Annotated in this window: 12 protein-coding genes and 1 tRNA gene; 10 read left to right on the top strand and 3 right to left on the bottom strand. The window is 60.2% G+C overall.

Translation table 11 applies throughout. The annotated features are described in order from the left end of the window. The first annotated feature begins 15 nt into the window (after positions 1–15). Together ASD83_RS04415 and ASD83_RS04410 are read left to right on the top strand one after the other, a co-directional pair. Positions 16–1,536 carry a sugar ABC transporter ATP-binding protein gene (locus ASD83_RS04415; RefSeq protein ID WP_056308310.1) on the top strand — a complete coding sequence of 507 codons (1,521 nt, stop codon included), beginning with the start codon at positions 16–18 and terminating at the stop codon, positions 1,534–1,536. A gap of 2 nt (positions 1,537–1,538) precedes the next feature. After that, a complete protein-coding gene (locus ASD83_RS04410; protein WP_056308308.1) occupies positions 1,539–2,501 on the top strand; it encodes an ABC transporter permease in 963 nt (320 codons plus the stop codon). Positions 2,502–2,581: 80 nt separating this feature from the next. Here the strand turns inward: ASD83_RS04410 and ASD83_RS04405 are convergent, their stop codons facing one another. After that, on the bottom strand, positions 2,582–3,370 hold the full coding sequence (locus ASD83_RS04405) for a phosphodiester glycosidase family protein (RefSeq protein WP_082560943.1): 789 nt from the start codon (positions 3,368–3,370) through the stop codon (positions 2,582–2,584). 125 nt (positions 3,371–3,495) lie between these two features. Beyond that, positions 3,496–3,571, bottom strand: a tRNA-Trp gene (locus tag ASD83_RS04400). A gap of 136 nt (positions 3,572–3,707) precedes the next feature. On the opposite strand from ASD83_RS04400, the gene ASD83_RS04395 reads away from it, so the two are divergent. Next, positions 3,708–4,409: a carbonic anhydrase gene (locus ASD83_RS04395; protein WP_056308306.1), complete on the top strand. Its 702-nt coding sequence runs from the start codon at positions 3,708–3,710 to the stop codon at positions 4,407–4,409. Between the two features lie 6 nt (positions 4,410–4,415). On the opposite strand, the gene ASD83_RS04390 is transcribed toward ASD83_RS04395, so the two are convergent. Beyond that, the gene (locus ASD83_RS04390) at positions 4,416–4,682 is read right to left on the bottom strand and encodes a hypothetical protein (protein WP_156385735.1); all 267 of its coding nucleotides are present in this window, start codon (positions 4,680–4,682) and stop codon (positions 4,416–4,418) included. A 258-nt stretch (positions 4,683–4,940) separates the two neighbouring features. On the opposite strand from ASD83_RS04390, the gene secE reads away from it, so the two are divergent. The 7 genes from secE (at position 4,941) to rpoB (ending at position 12,866) form a co-directional block, all read left to right on the top strand. Further along, a complete protein-coding gene (gene secE, locus ASD83_RS04385; protein WP_056308301.1) occupies positions 4,941–5,135 on the top strand; it encodes a preprotein translocase subunit SecE in 195 nt (64 codons plus the stop codon). 36 nt (positions 5,136–5,171) lie between these two features. Next, on the top strand, positions 5,172–5,702 hold the full coding sequence (gene nusG, locus ASD83_RS04380) for a transcription termination/antitermination protein NusG (RefSeq protein ID WP_056308299.1): 531 nt from the start codon (positions 5,172–5,174) through the stop codon (positions 5,700–5,702). A gap of 213 nt (positions 5,703–5,915) precedes the next feature. Next, positions 5,916–6,344, top strand: a complete 429-nt coding sequence (gene rplK / locus ASD83_RS04375) for a 50S ribosomal protein L11 (protein WP_056308297.1) — start codon at positions 5,916–5,918, stop codon at positions 6,342–6,344. 5 nt (positions 6,345–6,349) lie between these two features. Continuing rightward, a complete protein-coding gene (gene rplA / locus ASD83_RS04370; protein ID WP_056308295.1) occupies positions 6,350–7,042 on the top strand; it encodes a 50S ribosomal protein L1 in 693 nt (230 codons plus the stop codon). Between the two features lie 297 nt (positions 7,043–7,339). Further along, positions 7,340–7,858: a 50S ribosomal protein L10 gene (rplJ, locus tag ASD83_RS04365; protein WP_056308293.1), complete on the top strand. Its 519-nt coding sequence runs from the start codon at positions 7,340–7,342 to the stop codon at positions 7,856–7,858. 57 nt (positions 7,859–7,915) lie between these two features. Further along, positions 7,916–8,290 (top strand): 50S ribosomal protein L7/L12, encoded by a 375-nt coding sequence (gene rplL, locus ASD83_RS04360; protein WP_056308291.1) that lies wholly within the window; start codon positions 7,916–7,918, stop codon positions 8,288–8,290. 442 nt (positions 8,291–8,732) lie between these two features. Continuing rightward, positions 8,733–12,866: a DNA-directed RNA polymerase subunit beta gene (rpoB, locus tag ASD83_RS04355; protein WP_056308289.1), complete on the top strand. Its 4,134-nt coding sequence runs from the start codon at positions 8,733–8,735 to the stop codon at positions 12,864–12,866. Positions 12,867–12,880 lie beyond the last annotated feature (14 nt).

Raw genomic sequence — 12,880 nt, 5'->3', positions numbered from 1 at the left:
GGGGAGGGGCCAATCATGGCCCCTCCCGTTCCGCTTCTCTCCGCCACATCTGTCACCAAGGCCTATGCTGGTGTTCCGGCGCTGTCCGGGGCCAGCCTCGTTGTGGCGCCGGGCGAAATCCATGCGCTGATGGGCGAGAACGGCGCGGGCAAATCGACACTGATCAAAATCCTGGCCGGCGTCGTTGCGCCCGACACAGCCGAAATCGCCGTCAACGGCGAACGCGTCAGCATAGACTCGACCAAAGCCGCCTATCGTCTCGGCCTCCGATTCATCCATCAGGAATTCAACGTCGTTCCGACCCTGTCGGTGGCGGAAAACATCTTCATGGGCCGCCGCTACCCCCGCCGTGCCGGTCTCTTCGTCGATTGGGTCAAGCTCAACCGCGAAGCCCAGCGGGCCCTCGATCGCCTCGGCATCGACCACATAAACCCCAGCCAAAATCTCGGCACCCTCAGCCTCGGCGACCAGATGCTGGTCCGCATCTCCGCCGCGCTGCTCGATGATGCAAAACTCTACGTCATGGACGAGCCCACCGCCGCGCTTACCCGCGACGAAAGCGAGCGCCTCTTCCGCGTGCTGCGCGAAATCCGCGCCTCCGGCAGTTCCGTGCTCTACGTGTCCCATCGTCTCGACGAGATCATGGCCCTTTGTGACAAGGCGACGGTCCTCCGCGATGGCCGCTCCATCGACAGCGGCTCCATGGCCGATATCACCCACGACGATCTGGTTTCGATGATGATCGGCCGCAAGGTCGAAGAAGCCTATCCCAAGCCGCAGTCCCAACCGCGCGAGGCCACGGTCTTTGCCGCATCCGGATTGGCGACACCAGGCCTCAAGCCGGTCAGCCTTTCGTTACGCGAAGGCGAAGTGCTGGGGATCGCCGGCCTCTCCGGCTCAGGGCAAAGCGAATTGATCCGCGCCATCTTTGGTGACGCCAAGCTGACCGCCGGCACCATGACCTTGGCCGGCGCGCCCTATACCCCATCCTCGCCCGCCGCCGCCTGGCAAAGCGGCGTCGCCTACGTGCCCCGCGAGCGCCGCGCCGAAGGCCTCGTCATGCGCCGGCCCATTTTCGAAAACATCACGCTGGCCCATTTGACGCGCCAGAGCCGCGCTGGCATCTGGCTCACACCCAACCGCGAAAAACGCTTCGCCGCCGAACTCGGCGCCAATATGCGCCTCAAGGTCGTGGGACCACAGCAGGACGTCCTCGAACTCAGCGGCGGCAATCAGCAAAAGGTTGTCTTTGCCAAGGCCGTCGCCGGCAATCCGCGCCTGCTGCTCCTCGAAGAACCCACCCGCGGCGTCGATGTCGGCGCCAAATTCGACATCTATTCCATCGTCCGTGAACTCACCGCTGGGGGGGCCGCCGTTATCCTCGTCTCCTCCGATCTCCCCGAACTGATCGGTATCAGCACCCGCATCGCGGTCATGCGCCAGGGCGAAATCACCACCGTTGTCGACGCCGCAGGTCTGCGCGAAGACGATCTCATCAATCTCTGTTACGGCCGGCCCACCGGCATGGTTGCCTGAACATGCAGCTCTTCATTCGCCGCTACGGTACGCTCATCGGCTTTGTCGCTATTTTGGTCTTTTTCTCCGCCATGCTGCCGGGCACGTTCCCGACCGCAAAAAATTGGCTCAACATCACCCAGCAAGTCTCGATGCTCATGGTGGTCGCCGCGGGCATGACCGTGGTCATGGTCATGGGCGATTTTGACCTCTCGGTCGGTTCCGCCGCCAGCCTTGCCGGCATCGTCGCGGCGCTGATGATGGCCGCCGGTCAGCCGATCTGGGCCTCCGTCGCGGTGGCGCTGCTCGTCGGCCTCCTCGGTGGCGCCTTCAACGGCGTCATGGTCAGCCTCGTCGGCATTCTGCCCTTCATCGCCACGCTCGCGACCATGACCATGTTCTCGGGCCTCGCCTTCGTCGTCAGCGGCGGCAAGACCATTTCCGGTCGCGCCATTCCCGAAGATTTCGGCAATTTCGCCCGCGGCGGCATTCCGCTCGGCGAATGGGGCGGCGTGGCCATCAGCCTGCCCAATCTCTCCATCATCGCCGTGGTTGTCGTGCTCGCCGTCTGGGTTCTCCTGGAACAAACCACCTATGGCCGCCGCCTCTACGCCATCGGCGGTAATATGGAGGCCGCCCACCTCAGCGGCATCGCGGTAAAACGCCTGCGCCTCATCGCCTTCTCGCTGACGGGTCTCGCCGCCGCAGCTGGCGGCCTCATGTATGCGAGCCGCGTCGCCTCGGCCAATCCGGTGCAGGGCAGCGGCCTCATGCTCAATGCCATCGCCGCCGTCTTCCTCGGCACAACCATGAGCCGCCACGGCGAACCGCGCATCCTCGCCACCGTCGTCGGCGTCATCGTCCTCGGCGTCCTCGACAATGGTCTCACGCAAATGAGCGTTGACAGCTACGTCCGCCAGGTCCTGGTCGGCGCCCTGATCCTCCTCGCCGTCGCCGCCAGCTCGGTCACTCAGGGCAGGCGCTAGGGCGCGTTCCAGTAGACCTCATGGTGAGGTGCGAAGCGTAGCGAAGCCTCGAACCACGAGGTCGTGCCACCATGATTCATCTACTCGACAATCCCAAACATCGGCCCGTAGCCGCCATGCCAGGAAAAGTCGTTGCGGCCCATCTCCGGCGAATAAAGCCCCACACCACGCCCGCCATCGAGAAACAGCGCATTGGCGCACCCGAGCCGGTCGCGAAACAGCCGTGCAAATTCGTCAAAATTCACTCGTCCATCGCTGACGGCAAATCGCACCATCCCATTCTCGCAAACCCCAACGCCGCTGCGCCCCGTCTTGTCGGTCGAGTTCGGAATCAACATGGGGTGCAATTGCCCATCGATCACCAGCATCGGCCCCGATTGGGTAGCGATCCGTGGTTCCAGCCCCGCAGCAAGATAGTCCTCAGTCGTCAAAATGTCCGCATTGCCATCCTGATCGACAAAGAAAACCCCATTGGGCTTCTTGAGAAAGTTAGGCATCGGCTGTGTTTCTGCGGACGCGTTCGCAGTGCTGATGCGCACCTTCTGCTGGCCTTCTTCGACATAGAGTCCTAAAGGCCTGAAATTCTTGTCGTACATGCCGGCATTCATGGCAAAGCGCAGCTCTTTGCCCTCGCTCTTCAGCGCATCCGCCAGCGCGGAAAAAGACCGATAGGGCGCGTCCTCCGCATTGTCCCAGAATAGTCGAATGTCCTCGGCCGCAGCGACATCGCAAACGGTATAGCGCGCGCCCTCGAACTCCTCCGTCGCGCAACTCGGCGCAGCCAGGGCAGGGGGGAGGGTGATGGCGGAGAGTGTGCCGAACAGCAGCGAAATCGCCAGGGTCCGGAGCAAAGCAGGGAAAATAAACATGCGCCCAGTGTCGCCGCGCCGCGCCCCTTGCACAAGTGCGACCCATCTTCGCGGGGCAAGCCCAAAGGCAGGCGAAGCCGTCCCGCCAGCGAAAACGAAACCAACAATGTCGGAAAATTATTGCCTGGCAGGGGCTGGGGGACTCGAACCCACGACCCTCGGTTTTGGAGACCGATGCTCTACCAACTGAGCTAAACCCCTTCAGGCGAGGGTGTGTCTAATAGCAAAGCGCGTGACGTGCAAGTGGGTGATGCGCGTTCACCCACAGTTTGGGCCCGGTCACCACTTGGCAATCTCCGTGCGTCAGATTTGCTCCCGGCAAATTGGGGGATGTAATATGTGCTTGAACTGCGTTTGGGAGAAATCCGCACCATCGCGCCGCTCTGTCCTGTTCGGCGGGCTGGCGGCGCTCACGGCGAGCGCATTGCCGGCCTTTGCTCAGGAACAGGCGGCCGTCTCGCCGGACGAGGCCCTGCAGCGTCTGGTTGAAGGCAATGCCCGCTACCTCGCCGGGCGACGTACCCATACCGACTTTTCCGCCGGCCGCGCCGCACGTGCGCTCACCCAGAGGCCGTTTGCGGCCATTTTGAGCTGCGCGGATTCCCGTGTCGCGCCGGAGCTGGCTTTCGATCAGGGGCCGGGTGACCTCTTCGTCGTCCGCGTTGCCGGCAATTTCGTTAACGACGACGGTCTGGCGAGCCTCGAATATGCGATCAATTTCCTCGAAACGCCGCTGATCATGGTTCTGGGCCATTCCAATTGCGGCGCCGTGGATGCGGCGATCAAGGTGGTCCGCGATGGTTTGGAATTGCCGGGCCATTTGCCCGAGATGATCGAGCCGATCCGCCCTGCTGCCGAAACGGCCCTGGCTCAATCGCCAGCCGACCCGCTGGGTGCAGCCATTTCAGCCAATGTGCACAATGCCGTGGCCCGACTCGAGGCTGCCGAACCGATTCTCGCCGCCCGGGTGAAAAGCCAAAGCCTGCGCATCGTCGGGGCGCGTTATGATCTGGAAACGGGGCAGGTGGCCTTGTTGTAGGCTGGCCTATTCGGCCGCCACCGGCATACGTTGCTGGTGGCGCAGTTTCAATTTGTTGAGCTGGCGCGCCGCATGACCGAGGAGCGCATGGCGAATGACATCGGCACTGGCGGCGCCAATGTCGGCCTTCACTTTAAGGTCCAAAGTGTAGTTTGTATGGGTGCCGAGGAAATCCTCGCCGATCCGCACGCGAACCGAGCCGACGATGCGTCCGGCAATGGCCTTGTGCGGTCCGAAATGCATAAGCTGGCAAGACTGAATGTCGAAAGACACGGAATGCCTCCCCCGGCGGTGCCACCGTTTGGTCGCAATTCAATCCAAATCCAACCGTGATTCGGAAGCAAGAGGCTTCCACAGGTTTTTCTCGATTATGCTTTATGCCTGTTGCGCGCTTGCCTCGTGCCCGCGAAAGCCTTCCGCCCCGTTAATGACGGTTGCAATTCGGGGCGATATTGAATAGATACCCCCAATCCAGCCGTGCGGGAATCCTGCGCGGCCTTTGGTTTTGCACCAAAACAACCGGAATCGACTATGGCCCGTACCAATCCGATCACCTTTCTTCAGCAGGTCCGCTCGGAAGTTTCCAAGGTCACTTGGCCGGGCCGGAACGAAGTTGTGATCTCGACCATCATGGTGCTGGTGCTGGTGACCTTCGCGAGCTTGTTCTTCCTGCTCGCCGATCAGGTCATCTCGTGGCTGGTGTCTATGATGCTTTCGATCCGCTAAGCGGGTCAGGCGACTAACGAGGAGCGGCAAGGCGGTATGGCCAAGCGCTGGTACATTGTTCAGGCGTACTCGAACTTCGAGCGCAAGGTAGCGGACGCGATCAAGGAAAAGGTCGCCCAAACCAAGCTCGAGCATCTGTTCGACGACGTCATCGTGCCGACCGAGAAGGTCGTCGAGATCCGTCGCGGCCGCAAGGTCGATACGGAACGCAAGTTCTTCCCCGGCTACGTGCTGGTGAAGATGGATTTGACGGATCAGACGTTCCATCTGATCAAGAATACGCCGAAGGTGACCGGTTTCCTGGGTGCTGATAACAAGCCCATGCCGATCTCCGAAAAGGAAGCCATGTCGATCCTGCAGCAGGTGCAGGAAGGCGTTGAGCATCCCAAGCCTTCCATCAGCTTTGAAGTTGGTGAAAGCGTTCGCGTGTCCGACGGCCCCTTTGCCAGCTTCAATGGCATCGTGGAAGAAGTCGACGAAGAGCGCTCCCGCCTCAAGGTGGAAGTTTCGATTTTCGGGCGCCCCACTCCGGTGGAGCTCGAATACGGTCAGGTCGAAAAGGTCTAAGCGTTTTTGGCGTCAGCCAAAAATCGCACCCAGCGTTTTGGCGGAAGCCAAAATCGCTCCGTTTCGAGCAGACGACCAGGAAATTCCGGCGCGAGCCGGATAACGGGGCACTTAGGTGCTCCGAAACCCGTGGAAGGGGATGGCGGTCGCCAAGCCGTCTATCAACCCCGCACCACGGCTCAACTGCCGGTTTCGGCACATAGAGGATAAAAGATGGCAAAGAAAATCGTTGGCTACGTAAAGCTGCAGGTTGCTGCGGGTTCCGCAACACCCTCCCCGCCGATCGGACCGGCTCTCGGTCAGCGCGGCCTGAACATCATGGAATTCTGCAAGGCCTTCAATGCGGCCACGCAGGAGATCGAAAAGGGTGCTCCGATTCCGGTCGTGATCACTGCTTATGCGGACAAGAGCTTCACCTTCGTGATGAAGCAGCCGCCGGTCACCTACTTCATCAAGAAGGCCGTCAACCTGAAGTCGGGCTCCAAGCTCCCGGGCAAGGAATCGGCTGGCACGATCACGACGGCTCAGCTGCGTGAAATCGCCGAGAAGAAGATGGCTGATCTCAACGCCGACAACGTCGAAGCCGCTATTTCGATGATTGCAGGCTCCGCCCGTTCCATGGGCATCCAGGTCGAGGGCTGATCAGAATGGCAAAGATCGCAAAGAAAGTCGCTGCCGGCCGTGAAGGCATCGACCGCAACAAGCTCTATACGCTTGACGCTGCTGTGAAGCTCGTCAAGTCCAAGGCTTCGGCCAAGTTCGACGAGACCATCGAAATCGCGATGAACCTCGGCGTTGACCCGCGTCACGCTGACCAGATGGTTCGCGGCGTTGTGTCCCTGCCCAACGGCACCGGCAAGACCGTTCGCGTCGCCGTGTTCGCCCGTGGCGCCAAGGCTGACGAAGCCAAGGCCGCTGGTGCTGACATCGTCGGCGCCGAAGACCTCCTGGAAATCATCCAGGGCGGCAAGCTCGATTTCGATCGTTGCATTGCTACCCCGGACATGATGCCGCTGGTCGGCCGTCTCGGTAAGATCCTCGGGCCGCGCAACCTGATGCCGAACCCCAAGGTCGGCACGGTGACCATGGACGTCAAGGGTGCTGTCGGCGCTGCCAAGGGCGGTGCTGTCGAGTACCGCGTCGAAAAGGCTGGTATCATCCATGCCGGTATCGGCAAGGTCTCGTTCTCCGAGGAAGCTCTCCTCCAGAACATCAAGGCCTTCACCGACGCCGTCGTGAAGTCCAAGCCCGCCGGCGCCAAGGGCACCTATGTCAAGCGCGTGTCCGTCAGCTCCACCATGGGCCCTGGCGTCCATGTCGAGCCCGCCTCGGCTATCTAAGTAATTCCTAATTCCGGGCGGTTTCGGCCGCCCGGTGTCGTCCTTCAGCAATGAAGGGCAAAGTCCTGTCCGAGACTGCCGGTCGACCTTTCGGTCGTTAATTCCTTCCGGAGCCAGCAATAGATGGGGTGAGACACCGAAATTCGTTTCGGTTCGAACCTAAACCAGTGGCCCAAAAGGGCGCTTGGTTGGCAGGCACCTAACCGTTGCTCTCCGATCCGAAAGGGGAGGGGGCAGCAATTGGCAATGGTCCCTGCATGCCTCAAGCATACTGGGCCTAGTCTAGTGGAGACTAGCATGGAAAAAGCGGAAAAGCGCGAAGTTGTCGCTTCGCTCCAGGAAGCCCTCGCGGGCGCTGGATCGATCGTCATCGCGCAGAACGTTGGTCTTTCCGTTGCTGCTTTCACTGATCTGCGCGTGCAGGTCAAGAAAGCAGGCGGCAAGGTCAAAGTCGCCAAGAACCGCCTTGCCAAGCTCGCTCTGAAGGAAACCGATGTCGCGGACATCTCGGGCCTGTTCTCTGGCCCGACCGTGATTGCCTATGCGGAAGACCCCATCGTTGCGCCGAAAATCGCAGCGGCTTTCGCCGAGAAGAACCAGAAGTTCGTTATTCTCGGTGGCGCAATGGGTGCGACCGCTCTTGACGTCAATGGCGTCAAGACCCTGGCAACTCTGCCCTCTCTCGACGAACTGCGCGCCAAGCTCGCAGGTCTCGTCAAGCAGCCGGCACAGAACATCGCTTCCATCCTCGTGCAGCCGGGTGCGGGCATTGCTCGCGTTCTCGCAGCGCACGCCGAAAAGAGCGAAGCGGCATAAGGCCGTTCCGACCAAACTATCTGTTCGAACTGAAACACAATCTGGAAAGAGTAAAAAATGGCCGATCTCGCCAAGCTCGTTGATGACCTCTCTGCCCTGACCGTTCTGGAAGCATCCGAACTGTCCAAGCTCCTCGAAGAAAAGTGGGGCGTTTCCGCCGCCGCTCCGGTTGCTGTCGCTGCTGCTGGCGGTGGCGCTGCTGCTCCGGCTGCTGAAGAAAAGACCGAATTTGACGTGATCCTCGCCTCCTTCGGCGAAAACAAGATCAACGTCATCAAGGAAGTCCGTGCCATCACCGGCCTGGGTCTCGGCGAAGCCAAGGCTCTGGTTGAAGGCGCTCCGAAGGCCGTCAAGGAAGGCGCTTCGAAGGCTGAAGCCGAAGACATCAAGAAGAAGCTTGAAGAAGCTGGCGCCAAGGTCGAACTCAAGTAAGTTCGCTTTAGCACTTGAAATCGGCGAGATGGCGCTATATGTGCCATCTCGCTGTTCTGTTTTTAACGGAACGATTCGCTGGGCCGATTGGATGGGTTCTGGCGCCAATTTGCGGAAATTTATGACGATTTTGGATGTCGCAGGCACTTTGAAGCCTCTGTTGACCTCGCCTTGGGCATGGCCCGACGCGGGGCTTTAGCTGTTTCTCACGAAGCTGTGATCACGCCCATCGGTCCGTGGGCGGGGTTGAGCGCGACATTGACTGGACTGCGACGACGCATCTTCGATTTCGACGGTGCGAATGAAAAGTGACTACCAGGCATATATCCCGAGCGCCGACGGCTGATAGTCGGGTCTTTGGATATCTGCCTCCGAAACAAAGCAAAAATGGAGCGCAATGCCTCGAAAGGGTAGGGCGCGACAACCAGAAACAGGAGCTTTCATGGCTACCACGTTCAACGGCCGCCGCAAGGTACGCAAGTCCTTCGGTTCCATCCGCGAAGTTACGGAGATGCCCAACCTGATCGAAGTCCAAAAGGCTTCTTATGATCAGTTCCTCATGGTCAACGAGCCCAAGGGCGGTCGTGGCGATGAAGGGCTTCAGTCCGTCTTCCGTTCGGTCTTCCCGATCACCGACTTCTCGAACACTGCCAGCCTCGAATTCGTGCGTTACGAATTCGAACAGCCCAAGTATGACATCGACGAGTGCCGTGCGCGCGATATCACCTTCGCTGCCCCGCTCAAGGTCACGCTGCGCCTGATCGTGTTCGAAGTGGACGAAGAAACCGGCGCTCGCTCCGTCAAGGACATCAAGGAGCAGGACGTCTACATGGGCGACATGCCCTTCATGACGTCGAACGGCACCTTCATCGTCAACGGTACCGAGCGCGTCATCGTCTCGCAGATGCACCGCTCTCCGGGCGTGTTCTTCGATCACGACAAGGGCAAGACCCACTCTTCGGGCAAGCTCCTGTTCGCTGGCCGCATCATCCCGTACCGCGGTTCCTGGCTCGATATCGAATTCGACGCCAAGGACATCGTCTTTGCGCGCATCGACCGTCGCCGCAAGATTCCGGTCACTTCGCTGCTCAAGGCTTTGGGTATGGACGCCGAGGAAATCCTCGCGACCTACTACAATACCCTCAACTACGAAAAGACCGACAAGGGCTGGCGCGTGCCTTACGACGCCGAGAAGTGGAAGGGCGCCAAGCCGACCCACGACCTTATCGACGCCAAGACCGGCGACGTCGTCCATGAAGGCGGCAAGAAGCTTTCGGCCCGTCAGGCCAAGAAGCTGGCTGAAGATGGCCTGAAGCACCTGCTCGCCGTCGATGCCGACCTTTTCGGCACCTACATTGCCGAGGATATCGTCAACCTCAAGACCGGCGAAATCTACGCTGAAGCCGGTGACGAGATCGACGAAAAGCTGCTGACCAAACTGGTCGACCTCGGCTTTGACGAGCTGCCGATCCTCGACATCGACCACGTCACCATTGGCGCATACCTGCGCAACACGCTGGCCGTGGACAAGAACGAGACGCGTGAAGACGCTCTGTTCGACATCTACCGCGTCATGCGTCCGGGTGAGCCGCCGACCGTGGACACGGCCGAAGCCATGTTCCAGTCGCTGTTCTTCGATAGCGAACGCTACGACCTTTCGGCCGTTGGTCGCGTCAAGATGAACATGCGTCTCGAACTCGACGCTCCCGACACCATGCGCACGCTGCGCAAGGAAGACATCGTTGAAGTGGTTCGCACCCTCGTGAACCTGCGCGATGGTCGCGGCGAGATCGACGACATCGACAACCTCGGCAACCGCCGCGTTCGCTCCGTCGGCGAACTCATGGAAAACTCCTATCGTCTTGGCCTGCTTCGCATGGAACGCGCCATCAAGGAGCGCATGAGCTCGGTCGAAATCGACACGGTCATGCCTCAGGATCTGATCAACGCCAAGCCGGCTGCCGCCGCTGTGCGCGAGTTCTTCGGCTCGTCCCAGCTCAGCCAGTTCATGGACCAGACCAACCCGCTCTCCGAAATCACCCACAAGCGCCGCCTGTCGGCGCTTGGACCGGGCGGTCTCACCCGTGAGCGTGCTGGCTTTGAAGTCCGCGACGTGCATCCGACCCACTACGGCCGTATCTGCCCGATTGAAACGCCGGAAGGCCCGAACATCGGTCTGATCAACTCGCTCTCGACCTTTGCCCGCGTCAACAAGTACGGCTTCATCGAAACCCCGTACCGCAAGATCGTCGATGGCAAGGTGACCGAAGACGTCGTCTACCTCTCCGCCATGGAAGAGGCCAAGCACTACGTCGCTCAGGCCAACGTGCAGTTCAACAAGGACGGCACTCTCAAGGACGACCTCGTTGTTGCTCGCCACGCCGGCGACAACGGCCTGACGCCTAAGGAAAACGTCGATCTTATGGACGTTTCCCCCAAGCAGATGGTTTCGGTCGCGGCTTCGCTGATCCCGTTCCTCGAAAACGACGACGCCAACCGTGCTCTCATGGGCTCGAACATGCAGCGTCAGGCTGTGCCGCTGCTGCGCGCCGAAGCCCCGTTCGTGGGCACCGGCATGGAGCCGATCGTGGCCCGTGACTCCGGCGCCGCCATCGTTGCCAAGCGCAAGGGTGTCGTCGATCAGGTGGACGCGACCCGTATCGTTATTCGCGCAACGGAAGAAACCGATGCGTCGAAGTCGGGCGTCGACATCTACAATCTGATGAAGTTCCAGCGCTCGAACCAGTCGACCTGTATCAATCAGCGTCCGCTGGTCGTCGTTGGCGATCACATCAACCAGGGCGACATCATCGCCGATGGTCCCTCGACCGAATTGGGCGATCTCGCTCTCGGCCGTAACGTGCTCGTCGCCTTCATGCCCTGGAATGGCTACAACTTCGAAGACTCCATTCTGCTGAGCGAAAAGATCGCGATGCAGGACGTCTTCACCTCGATCCACATCGAGGAATATGAAGTCATGGCCCGCGACACCAAGCTTGGTCCCGAAGAAATCACGCGCGACATTCCGAACGTTTCGGAAGAAGCGCTGAAGAACCTCGACGAAGCCGGCATCGTTCACATCGGTGCTGAAGTTCAGCCGGGCGATATCCTTGTCGGCAAGATCACCCCCAAGGGCGAAAGCCCGATGACGCCGGAAGAAAAGCTCCTCCGCGCCATCTTCGGTGAAAAGGCTTCGGACGTTCGCGATACCTCGCTCCGCGTTCCGCCGGGCGATGCTGGTACTGTTGTTGAAGTGCGCGTGTTCAATCGCCACGGCATCGACAAGGACGAGCGCGCCATGGCTATCGAGCGCGAAGAAATCGAGCGTCTTGCCAAGGACCGCGACGACGAACAGTCGATCCTCGACCGTAACGTCTATGCCCGTCTCAAGGAAATGCTGTTCGGCAAGGCCGCCACGGCTGGTCCGAAGGGCTATGTCGTCGGCACCAAGCTCAATGACTCCATCTTCGAAGCGCAGCCGCGTTCGAAGTGGTGGCAGTTCGCGATCGAAGACGACAAGGTCATGACCGAGATGGAAGCTCTCCATGCTCAGTATGAAGAAAGCCGTCGTCTGCTCGAACAGCGCTTCATCGACAAGGTCGACAAGCTCCAGCGCGGTGACGAACTTCCGCCGGGCGTGATGAAGATGGTCAAGGTCTTTATCGCAACCAAGCGCAAGATCCAGCCAGGCGACAAGATGGCCGGCCGTCACGGTAACAAGGGCGTGGTTTCGCGCATCGTTCCCGTCGAAGACATGCCGTATCTCGAAGACGGTACGTCGGTTGACATCGTGCTCAACCCGCTCGGCGTGCCGTCGCGCATGAATGTCGGTCAGATCCTTGAAACCCATCTGGGTTGGGCCTGCGCCGGCATGGGCAAGAAGATCGATCAGATGGTCCGCGCCTATCAGCGCAATGGCGATCTGAAGCCGCTCCGTGGCGAAATCGTCGAACTCTTTGCTGGCGATACCGCCATCACCGATCTCGACGACGATGGTCTGGTCCGTCTCGGCGAACACCTCTCCAAGGGTGTGCCGATCGCGACTCCGGTCTTCGACGGCGCCAAGGAAGCCGACATCGTGGTCATGCTCGAGAAGGCAGGCCTCAAGGCTTCGGGTCAGTCGACCGTCTATGACGGGCGTTCGGGTGAACAGTTCGACCGTCAGGTGACGGTTGGCTACATCTACATGCTCAAGCTCGACCACCTTGTGGACAACAAGATCCACGCGCGTTCGATCGGTCCTTACTCGCTCGTTACCCAGCAGCCGCTCGGTGGCAAGGCGCAGTTCGGCGGTCAGCGTTTCGGCGAGATGGAAGTGTGGGCCCTCGAAGCGTATGGCGCCGCCTATACGCTGCAGGAAATGCTCACCATCAAGTCGGACGACGTTGCTGGTCGTACCAAGGTCTACGAAGCGATCGTCCGTGGCGACGACACCTTCGAAGCGGGCATCCCCGAGAGCTTCAACGTTCTGGTCAAGGAAATCCGTTCGCTCGGTCTCAATGTCGAACTCGACATGCGCGAAGTGGAAGACCCCAATCAGGCGGAGCTCGCACCTCCTCAGGAAGCGGCGGAATAATCCGGCACTTCCAC

This window comes from Devosia sp. Root685, assembly GCF_001427875.1.
Lineage (GTDB): Bacteria > Pseudomonadota > Alphaproteobacteria > Rhizobiales > Devosiaceae > Devosia.
Note: the sequence above shows the minus strand (reverse complement) of the source record. Positions and strands in the feature narration are given on the sequence as shown.

Bases quoted from the DNA above. Each gene is read 5' to 3' on its own strand.
- rplK (WP_056308297.1), top strand. From the start codon at position 5,916: ATGGCAAAGAAAATCGTTGGCTACGTAAAGCTGCAGGTTGCTGCGGGT.
- rplA (WP_056308295.1), top strand. From the start codon at position 6,350: ATGGCAAAGATCGCAAAGAAAGTCGCTGCCGGCCGTGAAGGCATCGAC.
- ASD83_RS04395 (WP_056308306.1), top strand. From the start codon at position 3,708: ATGTGCTTGAACTGCGTTTGGGAGAAATCCGCACCATCGCGCCGCTCT.
- secE (WP_056308301.1), top strand. From the start codon at position 4,941: ATGGCCCGTACCAATCCGATCACCTTTCTTCAGCAGGTCCGCTCGGAA.
- nusG (WP_056308299.1), top strand. From the start codon at position 5,172: ATGGCCAAGCGCTGGTACATTGTTCAGGCGTACTCGAACTTCGAGCGC.
- rplL (WP_056308291.1), top strand. From the start codon at position 7,916: ATGGCCGATCTCGCCAAGCTCGTTGATGACCTCTCTGCCCTGACCGTT.
- rplJ (WP_056308293.1), top strand. From the start codon at position 7,340: ATGGAAAAAGCGGAAAAGCGCGAAGTTGTCGCTTCGCTCCAGGAAGCC.
- ASD83_RS04410 (WP_056308308.1), top strand. From the start codon at position 1,539: ATGCAGCTCTTCATTCGCCGCTACGGTACGCTCATCGGCTTTGTCGCT.
- ASD83_RS04405 (WP_082560943.1), bottom strand. From the start codon at position 3,370: ATGTTTATTTTCCCTGCTTTGCTCCGGACCCTGGCGATTTCGCTGCTG.
- ASD83_RS04415 (WP_056308310.1), top strand. From the start codon at position 16: ATGGCCCCTCCCGTTCCGCTTCTCTCCGCCACATCTGTCACCAAGGCC.
- rpoB (WP_056308289.1), top strand. From the start codon at position 8,733: ATGGCTACCACGTTCAACGGCCGCCGCAAGGTACGCAAGTCCTTCGGT.